Source organism: Pseudomonas sp. 5Vm1k (genome assembly GCF_056161485.1).
Genome location: NZ_JBSPCZ010000004.1, coordinates 415,249 through 440,936 on the forward strand (window position 1 = coordinate 415,249; position 25,688 = coordinate 440,936).

A 25,688-nucleotide genomic window follows, 5' to 3' on the forward strand; every position below is an offset into this window, starting at 1 on the left:
AGTTGTTTTTATAAAGGGCACAGCTGTGCAGATGCCGCTATTCATTGTTCGTTGAAACGTTGTTTAATAGAAGTTCGCTTGAGGGTCTTTCTGTTGTGGGTAAGTATCTTGCTCCCAATAACTACGCCAACAGAAAGTTGGTAGGAAGATCCGTGATGATAACCCGAAATAAACAAAGTTCTCTTGGCTCGGTTGCTGCTGAAACTCATAACTTACGCATGAGTGAGGATGCTCTCGAGAAGCAACTGTTGTTGGCTGAGCTACAAGAGCTTGTAGATAAACATGGAGGTGTCGATACCCGGTTGGTCGATTTGGATAACAAGCCTTTTCAATTGCGTGTGGGGTCCTCGCTTTATCAGGCGCACACCCCGGCAAAAGTTCTGCTGGAAGAAATGCTTAAATTCAAGTCGATGATCGGGGTGCACGCGCGCTATCGAACTAAAGAAACAGACGAATTCTGCATCACCGGGCGTGGCGAGGTCATCGTTTTCATCGGTCAGGAGAAGCACGATATTACGCAATGGCTGGACACTGATCCGAATGCCATGGACCGAATTCGTTTGTTGACCGAGTTTGCGAAAGTGACGGGGGAGTTCGTGTGGGACTCTGATGAAGTGGTGCTGTCCCAGTGGCTGAGGTTCCACGACCTTTATGTGCCTGCGACGATTGCAGAGGTGAAGAATCTGGTTGCTTTCCTGTCGCTGGAATTGCCGGATGTTGAGCCACTCGGTAATTATTGGGGGCAACTCGTCGCTGACGATGACTCATCGGCCGTATTAACCACTGAAGAGATACAACGAGTCCGGGCGCTTACAGCGAAGACCCTTTCTCAAAAGGGAAGGCTACTTGAAAAGTTGTACGCTGACAGTGCAACAGCGTTACCAGGCCAAAATGACCGGCAGGCTGGCAGCCGGTTGATCAAGGAAATGTTGCGCCACTCCACTTCCCAGGCTCTTGCAAAAAAATACATCAGCGAGTTGCAATGGTATGGCGCTGGCCCGGACGAAAACGTTACCGCCGAAGAACTTGCGCAAGTACTCGTTACTGCGGTCCTTCTTGATCTTGATCATCACAGTGGCCGGGATTCTCGGCGAAACCATATCTGCGGCTACGATCTTTATCAGCCTGCGAATGCCGATTTACCGCACTTCCTGATTCTTGATGATCTTGAGCGTTATCTATTGAGCAACCAGATTGTTTCAATGGGGCTCTCCCCGTTGGCGATTCATCTGTTATTGGCTAAAACGGCACCGGAATTCCTGGTCAGGGATATTCCAGATCAATTGCTGGTGGGCTCGGTGGGCTGGGTCGGTTTTTGCGGTGCAGTGGCAACCCTCGAATTGAAGGCGTCGGGCAGTTCGCGATTGATGACTTATGATCAAGTAATGGCATTTGCCGGGATCGAGCCCGTCGGTCCGTGGATTGAAAAGCTTCAAGGGTTGGCGGCGATCCCGTCCATTGTCGATTGGGGCCTGATCAATAAACTGATTACCCATGAGCAGTTAACCGAGTCCGAAAAAGACACGTCGATCATCGCAGTGACCGCGTATGACGGATACGCGACTTCGATTGCTCAGGCGGCCGAGACATTCTCGACAGTGATGCCTTCTCGAAAGCAGGTTGCTCTGAAAGCGCTGAAGGACGCTGCGCCGGGCTTTGATCTAGAGGCTCGCTCGCTGTTCACCCGCAAGGACAGGGCCTACAAGCAAGCTGCCAATACGCGAAACTGGTCCACCCGTCCTGATGAAAAACCGGACTCGATTTACCGTCCGACGGGCCATCCGCTATCGATGGTCGATACCCATATCGGCGGGTATCTGGTCGGTGGTAATTGGGACAGGCTTGACGGCGAGAGTATTTTTAAAACCTGGCCGGGTTTATCCGGACTGGATAATGTAGATGATCAGTTTGATCGGGTGCTGACGGCGCATTACAGCAAAATGAACAGTGCGCACGTCACGATATTGAAGTTGGCGATGTCTTCGATGATGGACGCCGACCGGGTTGTTTTCCAAAACAGCAAGATCGGTTTTTTTACGCTGCGCCCATCCGTGGCGAAGAATCATATTCCCGAGGTGACTTCCGGCTTGATAGGCAGTAGTACGCCGGGGCGAAATTATCTGGCGGAAACCCAGGCGCAGAAGGACTCTGCTACTGGACGCTATGGCGTGGTGATGTGTGCCTTTCACGGCAATGATCAAATCACCTGTTATGAGGTTTTTATACTGCTGGGCAAGTGCCAAAAAAATCCGGAGTTGGGTGCACTGATTGGAAGAACACTAAAAATGCGCACCGCCGCCAGAGTGGATTTTTCCGGCGATATGTCAGAGAAAGTACGGGCAATCCCCACGACCGCGGATATTCCTGTTGATATCAGGAATTACACCCATGGTGTTCATAGCAACATGAAGGTTTACAGCACTGCTGTTATAGAAAAACTCGGCGAAATTGCAGGGCCGAATATTCGAGCTCCGCGCGGACATAGCATCTACAAGAATTACACAAGCGTACAGTTTGACAATATCGCGACATTTATCGTGAAGAACCGTCCGCTGGTGACCTACGAAGAGCTTAAAGAAATCGCCACGGAATTGACCTGGATGGAGGAGAAAATCCTCACTCAGAAGGCGCAGACGGAATTTCTTGTCAATCTGATCGTACCGTTCAAAAGCTGCATTGAGGACCTGAGTTCTGGCGATAAAAATCGGGTTGCCGACGGGGCTTTTGGTTGCATCATGGATACCCTGGCGCTGTTCGGTATAGCGGTAGGTGTCGCGAGCAAAGTCATGAGCGTCGCCGCCAGAAGCGTTTCGATGACGTCCAAAGTTGCCAGCCTGGCGAAATTTGCCATCACCACGACTATATCGACGTTCAATCCTCTGGATGGGGCGGGAACGATTGGGCGAAGCGCGGGGAAACTGTTTCACAAGGGCACCTTGAAGTTAGGCGCAGGCGCTCTTCAAACGTTTGAAATCGCGACCTTCCAGCTACGCAAAATTGCGGGTAACGCCCAATCTTATGATCTGATCAAGGCTGCCGATTATTCACAAATCGGACAAGGTCTGTGGCGCCCGCTGGAGAACGGTGGCGATGCCTTGAGTATCTGTGCGATTGCGCGAAAGAAGCGTTGGTTTGCCATGAATCGACTGGGCAAACCATGGGGTCCGAAACTGAAGCGCTTTGACTTCACACAGTCGCTCAGCGTGCCCAGGTTTCACAAACTATTGCCTGCGGATTATACCCATCTGATTCTGCGAAAAAGTTTGCCGATCGCTCGTTCTAACGTCGCCAATGCACTAGGGGCATTGGGTAATCATTCCAACAATCTGGACACTCACCTGGTACTCGGGTTGTTGTTTGGCAGTACGGCCAAGGGGCGAGATCAGACGCTGAATTTCCTCAAAGTAGTCAAGACTGACTTTGATGGCTTGTCCGGCAGAAACTTCGTCCTGGCGGCGGTAAAAGATGACATCACCACGGCCTCCCTCATGCCGATGGAATACAAGGCATGGAAAAAAGACGGCGCGGTTGCCGGGGTAGATCAGCCGGTGATCACGGTCTACTGCGACAACCTGAATGATCATTTTTACCGGGAAAAGCTCAACTACGAGGTCATCGCCATCGATCTGCTGCACGAAATGTTCAGGGGCGGGCCCGCCGCGACAAGTTTGAGCTGCGCACTCGACCCGCAGACAAAGAGTCCGGACACTTATCAATTGAATGTCGCGCCGTTGCTGAATCTTGCCCTGGGCGAACTTGCGGTTTCATTGGACCAATCGCCAGTACAAAAGCATGACAGCGCCAAGTCTCTGGAAAATGCAGACTCCTTCAGTCTTGCGGTTGTGCTGTTCAGCCAACTGATTACCGATAAATCAAGGTTTTTGCAGAACACCCGGATTATGTCTGACGCTGTTGAACGACGTCGCAGCGGTCCCATAGAGGGAGAGGTTCTGATCAGCCTTTGATTCCTTTAGATGGGTGTTAGTCCACCAACTCCGGTCGATCCCGAAACTGCTCCAGCGCTTCGGGATTGGCCAGTGCATCGGTGTTTTTCACGAGCTGCCCATGCACTGCATTTCTCACCGCCAACTCCACCACTTTGCCGCTGATGGTGCGTGGAATATCCGTCACCGTCAGGATTTTTGCCGGCACATGCCGGGGTGTGGTGTTGGCGCGGATGACCTGACGAATCTGTTTCTCCAGCGCTTCATCCAGTTCGACGCCGTCACGCAACTTCACAAACAGCACCACCCGCACATCATCCTGCCATTGCTGACCGATCGCCACGCTGTCCAGCACCTGCGGCACTTTTTCCACCTGACGGTAAATCTCTGCCGTGCCGATGCGCACGCCACCGGGATTGAGCACGGCGTCGGAGCGCCCATGAATCATCATCCCGCCGTGGGGCAATTGTTCGGCGTAGTCGCCTTGTGCCCAGATACCGGGAAACTGGCTGAAATACGAAGCGCGGAGTTTTTCGCCCAGAGGGTCATTCCACAAACCAATGGGCATCGCCGGAAAGTGCCGGGTGCACACCAGCTCACCTTTTTCGCCGATCACCGGTTGACCAGCGTCATTCCAGACCTCGACCGACATGCCGAGGCTCTTGCCCTGGATTTCGCCACGGCGCACCGGTTGCAGCGGATTGCCGACCACGAAGCACGAAACAATGTCGGTACCGCCGGACATCGAGGCCAGGCACATGTCCGGTTTGAAGTCGCGGTAAACGAAATCGTAACTCTGCGGCGACAGCGCCGAACCGGTGCACAGCAGGGTTTTCAGGCTGCTCAGGTCGTGGCTGTGTCGAGGTTTAAGGCCGTTGCTTTCCAAGGTCGCGAGGAACTTGGGGCTGGTGCCGAAGACGTTGATGCGCTCGTCATCGATCAGATCGATCAAGCGCTCGGGGCCTGGATGAAACGGCGAGCCGTCGTACAACACCACGGCGCTGCCGACGGCCAGGGCCGACACCAGCCAGTTCCACATCATCCAGCCGCAGGTTGTGTAGTAGAACAAACGGCTGCCGGGGCCAAGGTCGCAATGCAGGCCGTGTTCCTTGACGTGCTGCAACAGCACGCCGCCGGTGCTGTGGATGATGCATTTCGGCACACCGGTGGTGCCGCTGGAATACAGGATGTACAGCGGATGGGCGAACGGCACGGGGACGAAATCCGGTTCGCCGCCGACATCGTAAAAGTCATCCCACAGCGTCACGTTGGCCTGGGTGTGGAAGTCCTGGATGCGCGCCTGTGGCCGGGCGTAAGGCACCACGATTAGCCCTTTCAGGGACGGCAGGCGTTCGAGGATTTCGTTGACCTTGGTGCGTTGATCGATTTCCTTGCCGGCATAGCGATAGCCGGCGCAGGTGATCAGCACTTTTGGCTCGATCTGACCGAAACGGTCGATCACTCCTTGGGTGCCGAAGTCCGGCGAGGAGCAGGACCAGATCGCCCCGAGGCTGGTGGTGGCCAGCATCGCCACCAGGGTTTGCCAGGCGTTGGGCATGCACGCCGCCACTCGGTCGCCGAGTCCAACGCCAGCGGCTTGCAAACTGTTCTGGAACCCGGCGACGTGACTGGCCAGTTCGGCCCAGGTCAATTGTTCGCGCTGACCGTTTTCAGCGACCGCGACCACCGCCACGGCATCGTCGCGCCGCCGTAGCAGGTGCTCGGCGAAGTTCAGGGTCGCGCCGGGAAACCACTCGGCGCTGGGCATCTGTGGGCTTTCACGCAGCACCGCGTCGGGTTGCTCGTGGAAGCGGATATCGAAGAAGTCGACAATCGCCTGCCAGAACGCTTCTCGCTGATCGATGGACCATTGGTGCAGGGCAGGGTAGTCATCGATCTTGAGGTGATGGCGCTGATTGATGAAGCGCCGAAAGGCCTCCATGCGGGTCTTGCCGATGCGCTCGGCGCTGGGTTGCCACAAAACGTCTGCCATAAGTGTCCCCTTATCTTTCTTAATGCACGCATCGCTCTTGTGGCGAGGGAGCTTGCTCCCGCGCGGCTGCGCAGTAGCCGCAAATCCGGTGAATGCGATATGTCTGTTGAATCACCTGCTCAGGTTTTGGGCCGGCTTCGCCACCCAGCGGGAGCAAGCTCCCTCGCCACAGGGGTCAATTGGCGGTTTACTGCGCCAACCACCCACCATCAATATTCCACGCCGCGCCTCGCACCTGACTGCCGGCCTCGCTACACAAGAACAGCACAAGTTCACCCAGTTGCGGCGGGGTTACGAACTCCAGGGACGGCTGTTTCTCCGCGAGCAAATCGTGCTGCGCCTGCTGCGGGTCGATACCGGTGGCGATTCGATCATCAATCTGCTTCTGCACCAACGGCGTCAACACCCAGCCCGGGCAGATCGCATTGCAGGTCACTTGGGTGGTCGCGGTTTCCAGGCCGACAACCTTGGTCAACCCGATCACCCCATGCTTGGCCGCGACGTAAGCGGCTTTGCCCACCGAACCGACCTGGCCGTGAACCGAAGCGATGTTGATGATCCGTCCCCAATTCTTGGCGCGCATGCGCGGCAGGCACAGGCGTGTGCTGTGGAACACCGACGACAGGTTGATCGCAATGATCGAATCCCAACGCTCCAGCGGAAAGTCTTCCACCGCCGCCACATGCTGAATCCCGGCATTGTTCACCAGAATGTCCACGCCGCCGAACTCACGCTCAGCGTAGGCAATCATCTCGGCGATCTGCTCAGGGTTGCTCACGTCGGCCGGGTGATGCCCGACCTTGCCACCAAACTGCTGCACCTCGGCAATCACCTTGGAGGCATCGCCGAAACCGTTGAGCACTACGTTGGCGCCAGCCTTGGCCAGGCTGAGGGCGATCCCCAGGCCGATGCCGCTGGTGGAACCGGTGACCAATGCGGTCTTGCCTGTAAGAGTCGTCATCAATACCTCACACAATGCCAGTGGCGTAGAAAGTGCCGATCACCACAAAAACCGCCAGGGTCTTGATCAGCGTAATACAGAAAATGTCTTTGTAGGCTTCGCGGTGCGTCAGGCCGGTGACCGCGAGCAGGGTAATCACCGCGCCATTGTGCGGCAGGGTGTCCATGCCGCCGCTGGCCATCGCGGCCACCCGGTGCAGCACTTCCAGCGGGATGTTCGCGGCATGGGCCGCGGCAATAAAGTCATTGGCCATGGCTGCCAGCGCAATGCTCATCCCGCCCGATGCCGAACCGGTGATGCCAGCCAACAGCGTCACAGTAATCGCTTCGTTGACCAGCGGGTTGGGAATGCTTTTCAGCCAGTCCGCCAGCACCAGGAAGCCTGGCAGTGAGGCGATCACCGCACCGAAACCGTATTCCGACGCGGTGTTCATCGCCGCCAGCAGCGCTCCGCTGACCGCACTTTTACTGCCTTCAGCCAACTTGCTGCGAATCGCCTGGAAGCCGAACACCAGCACCATGATGATGCCGACCAACAAGGCTGCCTGAACCGCCCAGATCGCCGTGAGCTTGGCGATTTCGGTGGTCACCGGCGTGGCCATGCCTGGCAGCGAAAGACTGTGGGTCTTGCCGTACCACTGTGGAATCCACTGGGTGAACAGCAGGTTCATGACACCCACCGCCAGCAGCGGCGACAGCGCGATCCAGGGATTAGGCAGTTTGATGTCAGCCGCCGTTTCTGGCTCGTTGCGCAGTTCGGTGCCGTAACCTTCACCGGCGCGCTGGGCCTTGTTGCGTTGACGCTGCAGGAACAACATGCCGGTGCAGAACACGAAAATCGTGCCGATCAGACCCAGCCATGGCGCGGCCCAGGCGGTGGTGTTGAAAAAGGTACTGGGGATGATGTTCTGGATCTGCGGGGTGCCGGGCAGGGCGTCCATGGTGAAGGAAAACGCGCCGAGGGCGATGGTCGCCGGGATCAGCCGTTTCGGGATGTTGCTCTGGCGGAACATCTCGGCAGCAAACGGATATACCGCGAACACCACCACAAATAACGACACGCCGCCGTAAGTCAGCAGAGCGCAGACCAATACGATCACCAGCATCGCCTGGCGGGTACCAAGCAGGCGAATGGCTGCGGCAACGATAGAGCGGGAGAAACCCGACAACTCAATCAGCTTGCCGAAAACCGCACCGAGCAGGAACACCGGGAAATACAGTTTTATGAAGCCAACCATTTTCTCCATGAACACCCCAGTGAAGGCAGGGGCTACGGCGGAAGGGTCAGTGAGCAGGACGGCACCGAGGGCGGCAATCGGGGCAAAGAGGATAACGCTGTAGCCACGGTAAGCAGCCAGCATCAGCAGCGCGAGAGCTGCCAAGGCAATGATCACACTCATGGGTGTGTCTCCTGGGATTGTTATTTTTGTAGGGTGGATCTTTTGTGGGAGAGGGCTTTAGCGGGAATCGTGCCAGATCGTTAACTTATTGAAATATAAGGGAATTATATTTTTATGGAGGCGAGTTTTTGATTTTTGTCTCTGTATTGAGAATGTTAGTGGTCTGACGGACGCCTTCGCGGGCAAGCCTCGCTCCTACAGGGGGGCGGTGGCGTTAGCGGATGACGTGTACACATTGCACTTGTAGGAGTGAGGCTTGCCCGCGAAGAGGTCATGTCTAACAATGGAGATATAAGTCTCCTTATAGAGACTCGGCAATCCCCAACGCCACCATCTTCTTATACAAAGTCGACCGCCCCAGCCCCAGCCGCGCTGCCGCCTCAATCACCTTGCCCCCACACTGCGCGAGAGCGGACTCAATCAACTGCCGATCAAACCGCTCCCGAGCCTCGCTGAACGTCTCATGGGCGGTGGACTCAATCGCGAGGTTGGGCGTGCGCTCAACTGGGGTAAACGTGCCAATCGCCGCGCGGATATCCGCCGCGTTCAACATCAAGTCATCACTGAGCAACGCCGCGCGTTCCAGCACATTGCGCAGTTCGCGAATATTCCCCGGCCAGGCGTGTTGACCCAGTAGCTCCAGGGCTTCGCGGTTCAACTCGTGCTGACTGCGCAGTTCTTCAAGGATCGCTTCGCTGAGAGCGGGGATATCGTCGAGCCGGTCGCGCAGCGGTGGAACCTGGATCGGCAGCACGTTGAGGCGGTAGTACAAATCCGCGCGAAACTCGCCACGCTTGATCGCCGCTTCCAGGTCCGTGGAGGTGGCGGCGATAACCCGCACATCGCTCTGGATCACTTCATTGGAGCCCACTGGCTCGAATTCTTTTTCCTGCAATACCCGCAACAACTTGCTTTGCAGGGGCAAGGGCATGTCGCCGATCTCATCGAGAAACAACGTGCCGCCCTGAGCGATCTGCAACTTGCCGACCCGGCCTTTGCGGTCCGCGCCGGTAAACGCGCCGGGGGCGGTGCCGAAAAACTCGGCCTCCAGCAAGGACTCGGGAATCGCTGCACTGTTGATGCTGACAAACGCCTTGTGCGCCCGTGGCGAAGCGCCGTGGATCGCTTGGGCCAACAACTCTTTGCCGGTGCCGGTTTCACCGAGCAACAGCACCGGTGATTCGGCACTGGCGCTGCGCCGGGCCCGGCGTTTGACCTCCAGGCTCGCGGCGCTGGTGCCGATGAAGTGGGCGAAGTTGTACTTGGTTTGCCGTGCGCGCAGCAGCGAGCGGGTGGAGGCCAATTCTTCCTGCATGCTCAGGTAGCGCTTGAGCATCGGCGACAGGCTGCGCAATTCGTCGAACAGGGCAAAACCGATGGCGCCGATCACCGCGCCGGCATCGTCATGAATCGGCAGGCGCATCACCACCAACGGTTCCTTGGGCGTGTCCTGCATGTCCAGCAAAATCGGCCGGCCAGTGCGCACCACTTCACGCAGCAGACTGCCGGGGATCACGCTTTCACAGGCCTTGCCGATCGCGACTTCCGCAGACTCCAGGCCGAAACGCCGGGCATAGCGTTCGTTCATCCAGACGATATTGGCGTCGCGGTCGACAATCACCGTGCCTTCGCTCGATTGCTCGATGATCTCGAACAACGAACGGATCGCCAGCATGCGAACGCGCTGGTAGTCCTTGAGGCTTTCGGAGGTGTTCATGTTTGTCATATCCGGAATGTGCGTTGTCTGTCAGGGGCTCTTCGCGGGCGAGCCTCGCTCCTACAGGTCGAGGTGATCTGTAGGCGCGAGGCTTGCCCGCGAAGGCCGCGCCTCGGTTCAAAGGCCTACCCCGGATGCGCCGCCGCCAACAGTTCCTTGGTATACGGATGCTGCGGCGAGTCGAACACATCATGGCTGGCGCCGCTTTCCACCACTTTGCCGTCCTTGATCACGATCATGTCATGGGCGAGGGCGCGCACCACGGCCAGATCATGGCTGATAAACAGGTACGTCAGGCCGTGCTTTTCCTGGAGATCGCGGAGTAGGGCGACCACTTGTTTTTGCACCGTGCGGTCCAGGGCCGAAGTCGGTTCGTCCAGCAGGATCAACGCCGGTTTGAGCACCAATGCGCGGGCGATAGCGATACGTTGTCGTTGGCCACCGGAAAACTCATGGGGATAGCGATGGCGGCTTTGCGGATCGAGGCCGACTTCCTCCAGGGCTCGAATCACTTCAGCTTTGCATTCCTCAGCGGTCAACTGGCTATGCACCTCCAGCCCTTCGCTAATGATCTGCGCGACGGACATCCTCGGGCTCAAGCTGCCGAAGGGGTCCTGGAACACCACCTGCATTTTCTTGCGCCATGGCCGCAGTTGTTTTTGCGTCAGACCGTCCAGTGCCTCGCCCTGAAAGCGAATACTGCCTTCGGAGTCGAGCAAGCGCAGGATCGCCTGACCCAAGGTGGACTTGCCCGAGCCGGATTCGCCGACGATGCCCAGGGTTTTGCCACGCTGGACATTCAGGCTGATGCCATCCACCGCGTGCAGATAGGTCTTGCGCTGGAACAACCCGCCGCCAAGGGCGAACTTGACTCTAAGGTTGTCAACTTCCAGCACCTTCTCGCGCTCGTCCCGGGGCAGGGCTTCGCCTTCCGGTTCGGCATTCAGCAGTACGCAGCTGTATGGGTGTTTCGGCTCAGTGAACAGTTTTTCGCAAGGCGCCTGCTCGACGATTTCCCCAGCCTTCATCACGCACACACGCTGGGCGATGCTGCGCACCAGGTTGAGGTCATGACTGATCAGCAGCAGTGACATGCCGAGTCGTTGTTGCAGGGACTTGAGCAACAGCAGGATCTTGCGCTGCACCGTCACATCCAGCGCGGTAGTCGGCTCATCGGCGATCAACAGTTCTGGTTCGCAAGCCAAGGCCATGGCGATCATCACCCGTTGCCGTTGGCCGCCGGACAGTTGATGGGGGTAGGCCTTGAGCCGTTCCTTGGGTTTCTTGATGCCCACCAGCTCCAGCAGTTCCAGAATCCGCGCTTGCGCTGCTTTGCCCGCCAGACCCTTGTGTAGCAACAGGGTTTCACCGATCTGCTTTTCGATATTGTGCAGCGGATTCAGCGATGTCATCGGTTCCTGGAAGATCATCGCGATCCGGTTGCCGCGTAACTGGCGCAAGATTTTGGCATCGGCACCGACCAGTTCCTGGCCGCGATAACGAATGCTGCCGCGGGTTTCAGTGCCTTCTACTGGCAGCAGTTGCAGGATCGAATGGGCCGTCACCGATTTGCCCGAACCCGACTCGCCGACCAGCGCCAGGCACTCGCCAGGGTAGATGTCCAGGCAAAGGTTACGCACCACGGTCTGGCCACTGAAGGCCACGCTGAGGTCACGGATTTCGATCAGGTTGTCACTCATATCCAGTATCCGCTTCATGATCTAGGGTCGAAGGCATCACGCAACGCCTCGCCGATGAATACCAGCAAAGAAAGAATCAACGCCAGAGTGAAAAACGCTGTAAGTCCTAGCCACGGTGCTTGCAGGTTCTGCTTGCCTTGACCGATCAATTCGCCCAATGAAGCGCTGCCGGCCGGCATGCCGAAGCCGAGGAAATCCAATGCTGTGAGGGTGGAAATAGCCCCCGTCAGAATGAACGGCAGGTAACTCAACGTCGCGTTCATGGCGTTTGGCAGGATGTGCCTGACGATCACTTTACGGTCGCTCAGGCCCAGCGCTCGGGCGGCTTTTACGTATTCCAGATTGCGTCCGCGCAGAAACTCGGCGCGCACCACGTCCACCAGCGCCAGCCAGGAAAACAGCGCCATGATTCCCAGCAGCCACCAGAAATTCGGCTCGACGAAACCCGACAAAATAATCAGCAGGTACAGCACCGGCAGCCCTGACCAGACTTCCAGCAAACGCTGCCCCAACAGGTCGATCCAGCCGCCGTAATAGCCTTGCAGTGCGCCGGCGGCAATGCCGATCAGCGCACTGACAAAGGTCAGCATCAAGGCAAAAAGAATCGATACCCGCGCACCGAAAATCACCCGGGCCAGCACATCTCGCGCCTGGTCGTCGGTGCCCAGCCAGTTGACCTTCGACGGCGGGCTCGGCGCCGGTTTGTTCAGGTCGTAATTGGGGGTGTCGTCGCTGAACGGGATCGGCGGGAACAGCAACCAGCCGCCGTCCTTCTTGATCAGCTTCTGCACGTAATCGCTGCGGTAATCGGCCTGGAACGGCAGTTGCCCGCCGAACTCTTGCTCGGTGTGGCGCTTGAACGCCGGAAAGTACAGCGAGCCCTGGTAACTGACGATCAGCGGCTTGTCGTTGGCGATCAGCTCTCCACCGAGGGTCAGCAGAAACAACCCGATGAACAGCCACAGCGACCACCAGCCACGGCGGTTTTTCTTGAAACGTTCGAAACGGCGCCGAGCCAGCGGCGAGAGCTTCAACATCAGGCATTCCTCGCGGCGAAGTCGATACGTGGGTCGACAAAGGTGTAGCAGAGGTCGCCAACCAGTTTTATCAAGAGGCCAAACAGCGTGAAGATGAACAGCGAACCGAACACCACCGGATAATCCCGAGACACTGCTGCTTCATAGCTCATGCGACCGAGACCATCGAGAGAGAAGATCACCTCGATCAGCAAGGAGCCGGCGAAGAACACGCTGATGAATGCCTGGGGAATTCCCGACACCACCAGCAGCATCGCGTTGCGAAACACATGGCCGTACAGCACCCGGCGTTCGCTCAAACCTTTGGCGCGAGCAGTGACCACGTACTGGCGGGTAATTTCATTGAGAAAGGAGTTCTTGGTCAGGATGGTCAGAGTGGCGAATCCGCCGATCACCAGCGCGGTGACGGGCAGCACCAGGTGCCAGAAGTAATCGGCGATTTTGCCCACGGTCGACAGTGATTCGAAATTGTCCGAGACCAAACCGCGAACCGGAAACCAGTTCAGCGACGTACCGCCGGCAAACACCACGATCAGGAACATCGCGAACAGGAACGCCGGCATCGCGTAGCCGATGATGATCGCGGTGCTGCTCCAGATGTCGAAATGGCTGCCATGGTGCACGGCCTTGCGAATGCCCAGGGGGATCGACACCAGGTAGGTGATCAGTGTGGCCCAAAGCCCCAAGGAAATGGTCACCGGCATTTTTTCCAGGATCAGGTCCGTGACCGTGGCACCGCGGAAGAAGCTTTTGCCGAAGTCCAGTCGCGCATAGCTTTTGAGCATCAGCCACAGGCGTTCCGGTGCCGGTTTGTCGAAGCCGTATTGTTTCTCTATCTCTTTGATCAGTTGTGGGTCGAGGCCACGGCTGGCCCGGGAACTGCCGTGCAGGGTTTCGCTGGAGCCGCCGCCAACCGTTGCGCCGCCGATGCCTTGCAAGTGCGCGATCGCCTGTTCCACCGGACCACCAGGCGCCGCCTGGACGATGACGAAATTGACCAGAAGAATGATCACCAGCGTCGGAATAATCAGCAGCAAACGCCGCAGTATGTAAGCCCACATCAGCGCGGCCCTCCGGATTTGCCGCGCTTGATCAGTTCGGCAGTCATCTGTTCATTGGTCAGAGGCGTGGAGCTGACTTCCCACCAGCTCTCGATGGCTTCGTCATTGCTCGCTTGCACGCTGGGAATGCCGAAGCGGTTCCACCACACGGTCGAGCTGCCGGGCGGGTAATAGTTGGGAATCCAGTAGTAATTCCATTGCAGCACCCGATCCAGGGCGTGGGCGTAACGCAACATGTCGGCCTGGGTGTTCGCGCGGATGAGGCCGCTGATCAGCGTATCGACTGCCGGGTTCTTCAGCACCATGTAATTGTTGGCGCCAGGATCGTTGGCCGAGGCCGAGCCGAAGTAGTTGACCAGTTCGCCGCCTGGGGAAGTGGTCACGGGGTAACCGGTAATGACCATGTCGTAGTCCCTGGACATCAGGCGGTTGACGTATTGGGATGAATCGATGCGACGGATATTGAGATCGATACCGATCTGTTTCAACGTGCGTTTATAAGGCAGTAGCAGTCGGTCAATGCCGTTCTGGCTGGTGAGGAAGGTAAAACTCAGCGGCTCGCCCTGGGCATTCACCAGTTGATCGCCATCGGGTTTCCAGCCGGCCTGTTCGAGCAGGTCGAGGGCCTGCAACTGCTTGTCGCGAATCACACCGCTGCCATCGGTTTTCGGTGCTTCGAAAACCTGGGTGAAGACCTCGTCGGGAATCTGCCCGCGTAAGGGTTCGAGAATCGCCAGTTCAGCCGCATCCGGAAGCTTGCGGGCAGCGAGGTCGGTATTGGAAAAGAAGCTCTGCTGGCGGATGTACAGATCGCGCATCATCTGCCGGTTGCTCCATTCGAAATCCCAGAGCATGGCCAGGGCCTGCCGGACACGGCGGTCCTGGAATACCGGGTTTTGCAGGTTGAAGACAAAACCCTGGGCCGTTTGCGGGGCGTCGGTGGCCAGGTGAGCCTTGCGCAGGCGACCGTCGCTCAGGGCCGGGCTTTCGTAACCGATGGAATAACCGGTGGCGGAGAACTCACGGTTGTAATCGTAGGCACCGCCGCGCAATACCTGGCGGGCGACGTCGGTATCGCCGAAGTACTCGATGCTGAAATGATCGAAGTTATAGAGGCCACGGCTGACCGGAAGGTCCTTGCCCCACCAGTCGGCGTTGCGCTCGAAGGTGATGCTGCGCCCGGAGTCGACTTTGCTGACTCGGTATGGGCCGCTACCCAATGGCGGCTCGTAACCGCCGCCGCTGGCAAAGTCGCGGGTCTTCCACCAGTGCTCGGGGAATACCGGCAAGGTCGCGATGTCCAGGGGCAGGGTGCGGTTTTCATTGCTCTTGAAGTCGAACCGGATAGTAAGAGGCGACTCGATTTCGGTGCCTTTGACATCAGCGAACTGGGTGCGATAGCGCAGGCTGCCCTGAGTCATCAGCAGGTCGTAGGTGTAGCGCACGTCTTCGGCGGTGATCGGCGTGCCATCGGCGAAGCGGGCCTTGGGATTCAGGTAGAAGCGCAGGGACAAGCCGTCCTCGGAACGCTCCATCTTCTGCGCTACCAGTCCGTACACCGTATAAGGCTCGTCCATCGAGCGCTGGGCCAGGGGCGAGTAGAGCAAGCCATCGATCTGGTTCACGCCGATGCCCTTGTCGATGTAGGGCAAGACATGGTCGAAATGACCGATCTCAATGGCCGAGCGGCGCATCGTGCCGCCCTTTGGTGCTTGCGGGTTGGTGTAGGCGAAATGACTGAAGCCGGCGGGATATTTCGCCGGTTCGCCATACACGGTCAACGCATGTTGCGGTGCAGCATTCACACCAGCGGCGCTCAAGAGCAGGGCCACGGCAGTGAAAATCAAAGTGGGGAAAAACAGTCGCATTGTCAGCCTTAGAGCCGGGTGATCGATAAGCACAATTTGTACGCTAGCCGCGCTTCACTCGCCAGCCGAATCACGTAACCAAATGCACAACGGCCCACCAAAAGGCGGGCCGTTGTGCAGGAAACTCAGGCGACAGATCAGTCCTGGCGGCTGGTTACTTCCAGCAGGTGATAACCGAACTGGGTTTTGACCGGACCTTGCACGACATTGATTGGCGCGCTGAAGACCACGGTGTCGAATTCCTTGACCATCTGGCCTGGACCGAACGAACCCAGGTCACCGCCCTGACGGCTGGACGGGCAAGTGGAGTTGGCCTTGGCAACCTCGGCGAAATCAGCGCCGCCTTCGATCTGGGCTTTCAGTTCGTTGCACTTGGCTTCGCTGGCAACAAGGATGTGACGGGCAGTGGCTTTAGCCATGGGAAAATTCTCCATTCAATGTTCAGTAAAGTGCTGAGCCTACCGGATTCAGTGGCCTATTTCTTCTCAAAGTTCCATCTGGAGTCAGTCGGACAAGACGGCAACCGGATAAAGGAAGGGTTTAAAGACCGGCATTTCTCAAGCGTTCGGCGTGCAGGACATACAAGTCGATCGGGTCGACACCTTTGCGGTCTCGACCGGTGGTCCGGCTGAGGCTGTCCAGGTGGTCCATCGGATAGTCGGAGCGGATGACTTTGCCCAGATGGGAGCTGTATCGGCCTACCAGTCCGTCGTTTTGGCCGGCTTCGGTAATGAAGTATTCGGAGAAGGCCCGACAAAACGCGTGTGTCGGGTCGAACGCGCCGAGTCCTTCGTCAAGGATGGTCCCTTGCAGGGTGCCGCTCCAGGAGTAATACCGCACACCGTTGACCAGCTCTCGCCCCTTGCCGCCCCAGGTTTTCGGCAGGCCTTGAGGGTACTTGTCATTAAAAGCGCCGACACCTTCGGTGGTCAGTGCATTAAGGGCGGCAATCGCATTTTGCGGTATGTGGAGGTCGCCGCTGAGCAGCGACAGGAAATCAGCAAACAGGGTCGCGATCTTACTGGCCAGGTGCTCCGGCAAGCGCCCCGGTGTCAGGGCCTTGCGCAAGAAGTCCGCCAGCTCCGAGCCGTGGTTCGGGCCACTGACGGACGTCACCGACGCCACCCACTGTGGTGCGACAGCGGCGGCGTAGCGTGCGGCCAGTGCGCCCTGACTGTGGCCGATCAGATTGACCCGGCTCGCGCCGGTGCCTTCCAGTACCCGTTCAATCTGGGCCAACAGTTGGTCGCCGCGTACTTCATTGCTATGGGTGGCTGACAGGTGAGGGATGAAGACTCTGGCCCCATGACTTCTAAGTGACTGCTTGACGTCATGGAACAGTTCATATTTGCCGATCCGGTCGAAGCCGAAGAGCCCATGTACCAGCAGGATAGGGTGTGCAGTTGTTGCATTCCGTTGCATGTTCGTGCCTTTTTCGCGGAAGTTCGTGGCGGTGCGCCGGGCTCCACTCTAAAACACTCCCACAGGCAGGCGATGTATGAAAAAGCCGCTGGTATTGAAGGAAAGCGGTATAGAAAAAGTACGAAAATTCGGATCTGGATGAAGCTTACTTCGGAACATTTCGACATCCTTTTGTGCGGTCAAGAGTGATTCTCACCAGTGGCCTACCTTGTTTGCGGCATTTGCCCGGGGCATCTGTCGTGGTTCCCTGACATCGCCAGGCAATACGATGGGATTAAATAGACTTCGTTCGATGCCGGCCTGCGGGACGGGTACGTATTTCCAAGGACTGGAGAAAATGAATGAGCACTTATGAAGTAAATGCAGAAAGTCTGTCACTGCCGGCGCCGCAGTTGGAGCAGGCGAATAATGCTGTTCTCGATCCAGCCTGTAAAAAGGCTGTCATGAAGGTATTGCCTTATCCGGGCATGACGAGCGGAGACAGGCTGGTGTTGCATTGGTCAGGTCTTGACGCCGATGGGCAGGTTTATCGACACGAAGTATCGCGTTTTGTCAGCCACGGGCAGGTGGGCAATGACGTTGTCTTTGTCGTCGCCGGTGCACACATTGGCGCACTGGATGGCGGTTCACTGGAGGTTTACTACACGCTCTGCAGCCGTTCTTTAACCGACTCTTCACAGTCTCGGCGTTTGCAGTTGAATGTTGGTGATACCCCGCCGGGGTTGCTACCGCTAATCGTGGACGATGCCGTCGGTGGAACGCTTGATCCGGACCGAGTGGCTGAGGGCGCGCGCGTTACGATTCGGCCTTATGCACGGATGGCCCAGGGTGACCGGGTCTTGCTGTTCTGGGAAGGCTCGAGACCTGAAACGAGCTTCAGCGACCGGCTAAATATCGAATCTTTTGCTGTGGGGCAGGAGCTGTCGTTCTGGGTGAATCCGGAGTTCATTGCCCCAGGTCTCGGATCGACAGTGACCATCACTTACTGCATTGAGCAACACGGCCAGGCGCCGCTTTACTCCGAGCCAACGCGATTGTCCGTTGGGCCTCTGGAGCGCGCGCCGCTGTTAGCTCCTGTCATCCTGGAAGCCGATGAAGGCTGGCTGGATCTGCAGGATTCGATAGATGGTGTCACCGTCGTGATTGATGGTGCTCGTACCGAGGTGGGCGAGTTGGTGTATCTGAAGTGCGACGGTGTCAACTTCAGTCATCGGGACGAGCGTGATATTTCCCGGGAGATGGCGGGTGAACCACTGGTGTTTATCGTTCCGTACCGGTTTTGGAGAGAACATCAGGGGACGACAGTGAGCGTCACTTACTCGGTTGAGCGACTCGATGATGTAAGCCAGCTCTCGCAAGTGGCGTTGGTGGAGGTACAAGGGTAAGTCGTCTGGACGCCTTCCAGTCTTCGATTGAAGACTGGAAGGGCCAATCATCATGCCGGCTGCTGTATGCGGTGCTGTCTGCGAAGTTGGTCAGCGGCTTGGCGCAGCAATTGTTCGGTGGCGCTCCAGCCGAGGCAACCGTCGGTTACTGATACTCCGTATTGCAACGACGCGCTTAGCGGTTGGCAACCTTCGAAGAGGTGGCTTTCAATCATCATGCCGATCAGCGAGTGATCACCTTGCAGGCGTTGTTCGAGCACGTCGGTGAACACGGCGGGTTGACGCAAAGGGTCTTTGCCGCTGTTGGCATGACTGCAATCGACCATGATCCGAGCCGGGATCTTCAGTTTGGTCAGGTCGTGATTGATCCGGGCAACGCTGTCGCGGTCGTAGTTAGGTCCGTGATGCCCGCCGCGCAGTACCAGATGGGTATCCGGATTACCCGGAGTCTGGATGATTGCAGGATGGCCCTGGCTATCGACGCCGAAATGCCGATGCGGGTGAGCTGCCGAGCGCATGGCGTCACTGGCAACCGTGACACCGCCATCGGTGCCGTTCTTGAAGCCCACGGGCATGTTCAGGCCGCTGGCCATTTCCCGGTGGATCTGTGACTCGGTGGTGCGCGCACCGATGGCGACCCAACTGAGCAAATCGTCGAAGTAGCCGGCGGCCATCGGTTGCAGCAGTTCGGTAGCAATTGGCAAACCGAGGGCGAGCATTTCACGCATCAACTCGCGAGAGAGGGTCAGGCCACCGGCCATGTCATCGCTGCCATCCAGTTGCGGATCGTAGGCCAGGCCTTTCCAGCCAACCGTGGTGCGGGGTTTTTCAACGTAGGCACGCATCACCAGGAGCATTTCATCGCTGACTTCAGCGGACAGGCGGGCAAGGTTGGTGGCGTATTCGAGGGCTGACTGGGGATCGTGAATGGAGCAGGGGCCGACAATGACCAGCAGGCGGGAGTCTTCACCGTTGAGGATCGCGCGGACCGCATGGCGGTGGGCGGCGACCTGCTGGGTCAGGGCGTTGCTGAGTGGCAATTGCTGTTTGAGTTGCAATGAGCTGGGCAGACGCAGGGTCAGCGTTTCATTGGCCGGGCTCAAGGTGGACAGTGGCAGAGCAGAGACGGACGAGTTCATATTCATTCTTCCTGGGCTGGCGGCGGGTTCGCTCCCGCGTGCTCGGCCCTACTGGGGTGTTCGACAATTGGCCGGATTGGCTGCGTGTGTGTGCTTGCCACCTGTGGGTGACCGATCGGAGGCGGCAGGCTGTCCCGAGCGGAGGCTGGTAAATCGCCAGGCGGTAAAACTGTCGTAACGGTAATAAGTGGCGTAGTTCATGTTCTGAATCCTCAAGTTGTCTGGTGTGTCGCTAAAAATGTAGGGGCTGAAAAAACAAAACCCCCGGTCGGGAGGCCGACCGGGGGTTGAGAATTCTCTGGTGGCGACCCGTTTAAAGTGGGCGCCGTGTGGGTATCAGGCGCGCCAGTGGCTAAACCAATACCCAAAATAAAAGCTGACCGGAGCACAAACGTCATTCGCCCGGGCAGCCGCCACCGTGCGCAGGGCGCTGACGGTACGAAGCTGTGAGAGGGCGTTGAACATGATCTGTCTCCGATGAATGCGCCGAGCTTACTAGAGGGCGATGGGCGGATTCAATCAGAAAATGCTATCGAGTACAGACGTTGTTTTCTATCGCTTGAATGTCGCAGGGCTGTGACACACTCAATGCTTCGCTAAAACCTGTGATCGTTTTGGAGCGTTGAATGGTTTTCGAGTTATGCCCGGCGACTCCCCTTGATCTGGATTTCGCCCGGGACCTCACCTGTCAAAACATGCTGCGCTATTACATTAAGTACGATTTGCTATGGCTTGATGAAGCCTTCGATGTCGCCTGGGCGGGGCGGGAGAACTGGCTGATCGTGCAGGGTGAGCACCCAGTGGGTTACGTCAGCCTAAGCCGTGATGCCAGGGCTTTGTACATCCGCGAATTACATGTATCCGAAGCATTCCAGGGACAGGGCGCAGGTTCCTGGGCAATCGATCAGGTATGGGCCATGGCTCGCAAGGAACGAAGACCTGCCTTGCGCCTGACCGTCTTCAAAAATAATCCGGCGCAAGCGCTGTATCGGCGAATGGGGTTGGTGGTGGTCGGTGAGGACGAGTGTTTCCTGAGAATGCAGCGCGAAGTCGATGCCCCTCGTTGCTGAAACACACGAATAGCAAGCCTTGAAAGATGAATTGAAACTTTTTATATGATGCTTGCCGCTAGGTCTGCCAGCCGCTTTTTGCTAAGGTGTCCGGCAACTCAATACGACCATATCGCGAGGTGTCTGCTTGATTAGGGTGCTAGTAGTCGATGACCATGATCTCGTTCGTACAGGCATTACACGAATGCTGGCTGACATCGATGGCCTGCAAGTAGTCGGCCAGGCCGAGTCAGGGGAGGAATCCCTGCTCAAGGCGCGTGAGTTGAAGCCCGATGTGGTTCTGATGGACGTCAAGATGCCCGGGATCGGCGGTCTTGAGGCCACGCGAAAATTGCTGCGCAGTCATCCCGACATCAAAGTCGTTGCGGTCACTGTGTGTGAAGAAGATCCGTTTCCTACACGGCTGCTGCAGGCCGGGGCAGCTGGATATCTGACCAAGGGTGCAGGTTTGCCGGAAATGGTTCAGGCCATTCGGCTGGTGTTTGCCGGGCAACGCTACATCAGCCCGCAAATCGCCCAGCAACTTGCGATCAAGTCATTCCAGCCGACCAACGATTCGCCTTTCGACGCCTTGTCGGAGCGCGAGATCCAGATCGCCTTGATGATTGTCGGCTGTCAGAAGGTCCAGATCATTTCCGACAAACTTTGCCTGTCGCCGAAAACCGTGAATACCTACCGTTACCGCATTTTCGAGAAGCTTTCGATCAGCAGTGATGTCGAGCTGACGCTGTTGGCGGTTCGTCACGGCATGGTTGATGCCAATCTCTGAAAATGACTGAAGTCTTCGATCCGAGTGCTTTTCTGTCGACGGTGAGTGGACGCCCCGGCGTCTATCGCATGTTCGACAGTGACGCGCGACTGCTTTACGTCGGCAAGGCCAAGAATCTCAAGAAACGGCTGGCGAGCTACTTCCGCAAAACCGGGCTTGCGCCCAAGACTGCCGCACTGGTGGGTCGTATCGCTCAGGTCGAAACCACGATCACGGCCAATGAAACCGAAGCCCTGTTGCTTGAGCAGACGCTGATCAAGGAATGGCGTCCGCCCTACAATATTCTGCTGCGCGACGACAAATCCTATCCCTATGTCTTCCTCTCGGATGGTCAGTTTCCACGTCTGAGCATCCATCGCGGGGCGAAAAAGGCCAAGGGCAAGTACTTCGGTCCTTATCCAAGTGCGGGCGCGATTCGCGAAAGCTTGAGTCTGCTGCAAAAGACTTTTTTCGTGCGCCAGTGTGAAGACAGCTATTACAAGAACCGCACGCGGCCTTGCCTGCAATACCAGATCAAGCGCTGCAAGGCGCCGTGTGTCGGGCTGGTGGAGCCGCAGGTGTATGCCGAGGACGTACGACATTCGGTGATGTTCCTTGAGGGGCGCAGTAATGCGCTGACGGACGAGCTGTCGGCCGGAATGGAGGAGGCGGCGATCAATCTCGAGTTTGAGCGTGCTGCCGAACTGCGTGACCAGATTTCATTGCTGCGTCGGGTCCAGGACCAGCAAAGCATGGAAGGCGGGACGGGTGATATCGATGTGATCGCCGCATTCGTCAACCCGGGCGGCGCCTGCGTTCACCTGATCAGCGTGCGTGGCGGCCGGGTGCTGGGCAGCAAGAACTTCTTCCCGCAAGTAGGGATTGAGGAAGACGTTTCCGAGGTTATGGCGGCGTTTTTGGGCCAGTACTACATCAGCAGCCCCGAACGGGATTTGCCGAGCGAGTTGATCGTCAACGTGGTTCACGATGATTTCCCGGTCCTGATCACGGCCATTGACGAGTTACGCGGCCGCGAGTTGTCCATCAGTCATCGGGTACGCGGTACGCGCGCACGCTGGCAGCAGTTGGCGGTCACCAATGCCGAGCAGGCGTTGAGTGCGCGTTTGGCTAATCGTCAGCACGTTGCGGCGCGTTTCGATGCGCTGGCCGAAGTCCTGAACCTGGATGAGCCACCACAGCGCCTGGAATGCTACGACATCAGTCACTCCAGCGGCGAAGCCACCGTCGCGTCCTGCGTGGTGTTCGGCCCGGAAGGTCCGATCAAATCCGACTACCGTCGATACAACATCGAGGGCGTGACGCCTGGCGATGATTACGCAGCAATGCATCAGGCTCTGACCCGACGCTTCAGCAAGCTGAAGGACGGCGAGGGCAAGCTGCCGGACATTTTGCTGGTGGACGGTGGCAAAGGCCAACTGTCCATGGCCCGGGACGTTCTCAATGAACTGGCGGTACCTGACCTGATTTTGTTGGGTGTGGCCAAGGGCGCGACACGCAAGGCCGGTTTTGAAACGTTGTACCTGAATGACGCTGCACACGAATTCACATTGCGCGGTGATTCCCCCGCGCTGCATTTGATCCAGCAGATTCGCGACGAAGCCCACCGTTTCGCCATTACCGGGCACCGGGCACGGCGGGGCAAAACCCGCCGTACGTCCACGCTTGAGGGCGTTGCGGGGGTAGGGCCGACACGTCGGCGCGATTTGTTGAAACATTTTGGTGGATTGCAGGAGCTGTCTCGTGCCAGCATCGAAGAGATCGCCAAAGCACCCGGGATCAGTAAAAAGCTCGCTGAGTCGATTTATGCAAATCTGCACAGCGAGTAGAATGCCTACTTGGTGACACATGAGGTTTAACCCAATGAATTCAGGGGTTTGACCATGCTGCACACCACCTCAACGACCCAAAGTGTTAGAACAGTGTTAGACCTTGCGTGTCCCTATCTGTATAGGCGCCAAGGTCGGTACACCCTCAGAGTCCGCCCAATGGGCTCGAAAAGAACCTGCACGATTTCCCTCAAGACAACCCACAGGCAAACCGCATTGGCTACTGCTTCACATCTCCTGAAGACTCTCAGGGCATTTCATCTCGATAAACCAGACGCAACGTGGGAGTTCCTAAGGGATCATCTAAGGGAGACTGCTGGGAGCATTCTGGGCTCACGCTCTGTATGGGACCGGATAGGCTCTTCGGGGCATGTCTTCTCAGACGTTCGGGATGACCTCGAAGAGATAGCCGCATCGGAGCCTTTGAGCGTTGCACAGGCACGGGCAGTTGATATCGGTAGACGGATGATGACGGCTGCCGAGTGGAGGGTCTTAAGTGTCACTGATCCTATGCTTGGGATCATTGAGGAGCTTGAGGAGGCCCCACAATTACCTGTCTCTGTGAGTACCTCAGAGACACCATCAGTCACCTTTGCGACTCTATCGGCTTACTACATGGAAGAGCGCAAGGACGACCTAAAAGAGTCCAGTATGCGCAGCGTTAAGACGTGCTGTGAGACTCTGAGTGATGTCCTCGGAAATATGGACATGGCGACCCACTCAAGGGCTGACCTCATAGCGGTCCGCGAGACCCTAAAAGAAGGACGTAAGGCTACGACTGTTAACAAGTTCATGACTCAGCTATCCACTGTTCTCAGTTGGGCAGTTGCTAACGGGCATATCAAACAGGCTTTCTGCTCGAAGCTTCAGATTCTCAAAGGGGCAGAGAGTGAGCGGACGGCATTTGCTGGGGAACAGGTAGCGGCGCTTGTAGCTCACGCTAATAGTCTGCCTACTGACTCGTGGCACCGCTGGGCGCTGAGCCTTGGAGTTATCAGTGGGGCACGAGTGGGAGAGATACAGCAGTTAGGAACTGAGGACTTTAGTGAGGTCAATGGTGTGTTGATCATGGATATAAACGCCAATGACGGGAAAACGCTGAAGAACAAATTCAGTGCACGTAAGGTGCCCTTAGTGGCGGCTTATGGGATTGACCTGGAGGCGCTCAAAGCATTCGTAGCATCCGCTAATGGACGTCTATTCACCCACACAGCGCCTGCGTTCACAGGGGCTCTTAACCAACGCATCCGTGAGGTGCTAAAGATTGAGACGAAAGTGGGTCTGTCCTTCCATTCGCTTAGGCATCATCTTGCAGGCGCCTTGAAAGCCGCTGAGGTTCCGTTAGGCACTGCTCAAGAAATCTTAGGACACAGCTCAGGTTCGATTACCTTTGACCTCTACGGATCGGGCAGGGCGGTGCAAGTCCATCGTATGGCAGAGTCTCTGAGAGTCGCTCTATCGGATAGCTGACTGATATCATTCGAGGCTTTCTACTAAGGGAGCTTCACGGATGCGCTGTTATGCTATCGGCCTTGCTTTGCTAATTGGCCTTCTACAAGGATGCGGTAGTCACTCCTCTAATCTCCAAGTCGGCAATGAACAATCGTACGCAAGCTTGAAGGATCAGAGAGAGGCAGTCAGGACCGTTAAGGTCTATGAGGCTATACCTACAGGCGCCCAAGTAGTTACTGAGGTATCTGCGGGGAGATGCCATAGGAGTTTTGTCGAGGAAGCTCCTACCGAGGCTGCGGTCCTAACTGATCTGAAGATCGCAGCATATGCACAAGGTGCAGATGGCATCACTGGCGTGAAAATCTCTAAAGAGTCAGGCCTCAATCGTAATTGTTGGTATGTGCTTGGTGGCACTGCCCAAGCATTCACATTGCACCAAGAGTGACCCATGGATAGAGCGTTAACAGTCGCCGCGTGGGGCCTCAGTGCCGCTGTCCTCTACGGTCTCGTTAAGCTGGTTCAAGCTTTCCCGAAGGCGACAGCACTATTAGGATTTTGAACAATGGAAATTTCACTATCGCTGCGCGAGCCACTGCATACGACAACCGCTGAGTTGCACAATGCGGCACCTAAAGCTGCGAGGTCTCACGCGGACGTCATTAGGACATTCAACCGAGCTTTGGCTGAGCTTACTGAAGCTGGGGTGCTGGTCACTACAGATGGCCGTGCTTGGTATGCCAATAAAGTCCTTGTTGCCAAATTCGGATCGTACAGTGACGTAAGCGGACGGGAGCAGACCTGCCTTTATTTCGGATCGTGGATGTGTCTCGCAATGGTCCTGAAGGTTTCCCGCGCCGAAACGCGTGACGCATTGGCCGCAATCCTCAAAAAGCACCCAGTCAATTAAAAACCCTCACTAAAAGACGCACAAAGCCCGACAGCTTC

At 57.0% G+C, this 25,688-nt stretch carries 19 protein-coding genes; 7 read left to right on the forward strand and 12 right to left on the reverse strand.

Going from position 1 to position 25,688, the window contains the following annotated elements:
• Positions 1 to 155 precede the first annotated feature (155 nt).
• Positions 156 to 3,965 (forward strand): hypothetical protein, encoded by a 3,810-nt coding sequence (locus ACWIKB_RS10965; protein WP_475266720.1) that lies wholly within the window; start codon positions 156 to 158, stop codon positions 3,963 to 3,965.
• Between the two features lie 16 nt (positions 3,966 to 3,981).
• On the opposite strand, the gene ACWIKB_RS10970 is transcribed toward ACWIKB_RS10965, so the two are convergent.
• The 10 genes from ACWIKB_RS10970 to ACWIKB_RS11015 form a co-directional block, all read right to left on the reverse strand.
• On the reverse strand, positions 3,982 to 5,937 hold the full coding sequence (locus ACWIKB_RS10970) for an acetoacetate--CoA ligase (RefSeq protein WP_475266722.1): 1,956 nt from the start codon (positions 5,935 to 5,937) through the stop codon (positions 3,982 to 3,984).
• Between the two features lie 187 nt (positions 5,938 to 6,124).
• Positions 6,125 to 6,898 carry a 3-hydroxybutyrate dehydrogenase gene (gene hbdH, locus ACWIKB_RS10975; RefSeq protein ID WP_475266724.1) on the reverse strand — a complete coding sequence of 258 codons (774 nt, stop codon included), beginning with the start codon at positions 6,896 to 6,898 and terminating at the stop codon, positions 6,125 to 6,127.
• 7 nt (positions 6,899 to 6,905) lie between these two features.
• The gene (locus ACWIKB_RS10980; RefSeq protein ID WP_475266726.1) at positions 6,906 to 8,297 is read right to left on the reverse strand and encodes a GntP family permease; all 1,392 of its coding nucleotides are present in this window, start codon (positions 8,295 to 8,297) and stop codon (positions 6,906 to 6,908) included.
• Positions 8,298 to 8,598: 301 nt separating this feature from the next.
• Positions 8,599 to 10,014: a sigma-54 interaction domain-containing protein gene (locus ACWIKB_RS10985; protein ID WP_475266728.1), complete on the reverse strand. Its 1,416-nt coding sequence runs from the start codon at positions 10,012 to 10,014 to the stop codon at positions 8,599 to 8,601.
• A 125-nt stretch (positions 10,015 to 10,139) separates the two neighbouring features.
• Positions 10,140 to 11,714, reverse strand: a complete 1,575-nt coding sequence (locus ACWIKB_RS10990; RefSeq protein ID WP_475266730.1) for an ABC transporter ATP-binding protein — start codon at positions 11,712 to 11,714, stop codon at positions 10,140 to 10,142.
• Positions 11,715 to 11,728: 14 nt separating this feature from the next.
• Positions 11,729 to 12,751, reverse strand: a complete 1,023-nt coding sequence (locus tag ACWIKB_RS10995) for an ABC transporter permease (RefSeq protein ID WP_475266732.1) — start codon at positions 12,749 to 12,751, stop codon at positions 11,729 to 11,731.
• Positions 12,751 to 13,812, reverse strand: a complete 1,062-nt coding sequence (locus ACWIKB_RS11000; RefSeq protein WP_475266733.1) for a microcin C ABC transporter permease YejB — start codon at positions 13,810 to 13,812, stop codon at positions 12,751 to 12,753. Before ACWIKB_RS11000 ends, ACWIKB_RS10995 begins: the two co-directional genes overlap by 1 nt.
• Positions 13,812 to 15,680: an extracellular solute-binding protein gene (locus tag ACWIKB_RS11005; protein WP_475266735.1), complete on the reverse strand. Its 1,869-nt coding sequence runs from the start codon at positions 15,678 to 15,680 to the stop codon at positions 13,812 to 13,814. Before ACWIKB_RS11005 ends, ACWIKB_RS11000 begins: the two co-directional genes overlap by 1 nt.
• 137 nt (positions 15,681 to 15,817) lie before the next feature.
• The gene (locus tag ACWIKB_RS11010) at positions 15,818 to 16,099 is read right to left on the reverse strand and encodes a peptidylprolyl isomerase (RefSeq protein WP_008150918.1); all 282 of its coding nucleotides are present in this window, start codon (positions 16,097 to 16,099) and stop codon (positions 15,818 to 15,820) included.
• A 121-nt stretch (positions 16,100 to 16,220) separates the two neighbouring features.
• Positions 16,221 to 17,102 carry an esterase/lipase family protein gene (locus ACWIKB_RS11015; protein ID WP_475266738.1) on the reverse strand — a complete coding sequence of 294 codons (882 nt, stop codon included), beginning with the start codon at positions 17,100 to 17,102 and terminating at the stop codon, positions 16,221 to 16,223.
• A gap of 341 nt (positions 17,103 to 17,443) precedes the next feature.
• On the opposite strand from ACWIKB_RS11015, the gene ACWIKB_RS11020 reads away from it, so the two are divergent.
• Complete coding sequence (locus ACWIKB_RS11020) at positions 17,444 to 18,487, forward strand: hypothetical protein (RefSeq protein ID WP_475266739.1); 1,044 nt, start codon at positions 17,444 to 17,446, stop codon at positions 18,485 to 18,487.
• A 50-nt stretch (positions 18,488 to 18,537) separates the two neighbouring features.
• Here ACWIKB_RS11020 and ACWIKB_RS11025 read toward each other — a convergent pair whose 3' ends face one another.
• Positions 18,538 to 19,626 carry a 3-deoxy-7-phosphoheptulonate synthase gene (locus ACWIKB_RS11025; protein WP_475266741.1) on the reverse strand — a complete coding sequence of 363 codons (1,089 nt, stop codon included), beginning with the start codon at positions 19,624 to 19,626 and terminating at the stop codon, positions 18,538 to 18,540.
• A gap of 336 nt (positions 19,627 to 19,962) precedes the next feature.
• Positions 19,963 to 20,091, reverse strand: coding sequence for a hypothetical protein (locus ACWIKB_RS11030; RefSeq protein WP_475266742.1), 129 nt, complete (start codon positions 20,089 to 20,091; stop codon positions 19,963 to 19,965).
• 161 nt (positions 20,092 to 20,252) lie between these two features.
• Here ACWIKB_RS11030 and ACWIKB_RS11035 point away from each other — a divergent pair, with 161 nt between their 5' ends.
• The 5 genes from ACWIKB_RS11035 (at position 20,253) to ACWIKB_RS11055 (ending at position 25,650) form a co-directional block, all read left to right on the forward strand.
• Positions 20,253 to 20,696: a GNAT family N-acetyltransferase gene (locus ACWIKB_RS11035; protein WP_475266743.1), complete on the forward strand. Its 444-nt coding sequence runs from the start codon at positions 20,253 to 20,255 to the stop codon at positions 20,694 to 20,696.
• A gap of 127 nt (positions 20,697 to 20,823) precedes the next feature.
• Entirely contained in the window at positions 20,824 to 21,465 is a 642-nt protein-coding gene (gacA, locus tag ACWIKB_RS11040; RefSeq protein WP_082356623.1) for a response regulator transcription factor GacA, read from the forward strand.
• A gap of 2 nt (positions 21,466 to 21,467) precedes the next feature.
• The gene (gene uvrC, locus ACWIKB_RS11045; RefSeq protein ID WP_475266745.1) at positions 21,468 to 23,291 is read left to right on the forward strand and encodes an excinuclease ABC subunit UvrC; all 1,824 of its coding nucleotides are present in this window, start codon (positions 21,468 to 21,470) and stop codon (positions 23,289 to 23,291) included.
• 216 nt (positions 23,292 to 23,507) lie between these two features.
• The gene (locus tag ACWIKB_RS11050; RefSeq protein ID WP_475266747.1) at positions 23,508 to 24,761 is read left to right on the forward strand and encodes a tyrosine-type recombinase/integrase; all 1,254 of its coding nucleotides are present in this window, start codon (positions 23,508 to 23,510) and stop codon (positions 24,759 to 24,761) included.
• Positions 24,762 to 25,305: 544 nt separating this feature from the next.
• Positions 25,306 to 25,650: a hypothetical protein gene (locus tag ACWIKB_RS11055; protein WP_475266748.1), complete on the forward strand. Its 345-nt coding sequence runs from the start codon at positions 25,306 to 25,308 to the stop codon at positions 25,648 to 25,650.
• Positions 25,651 to 25,688 lie beyond the last annotated feature (38 nt).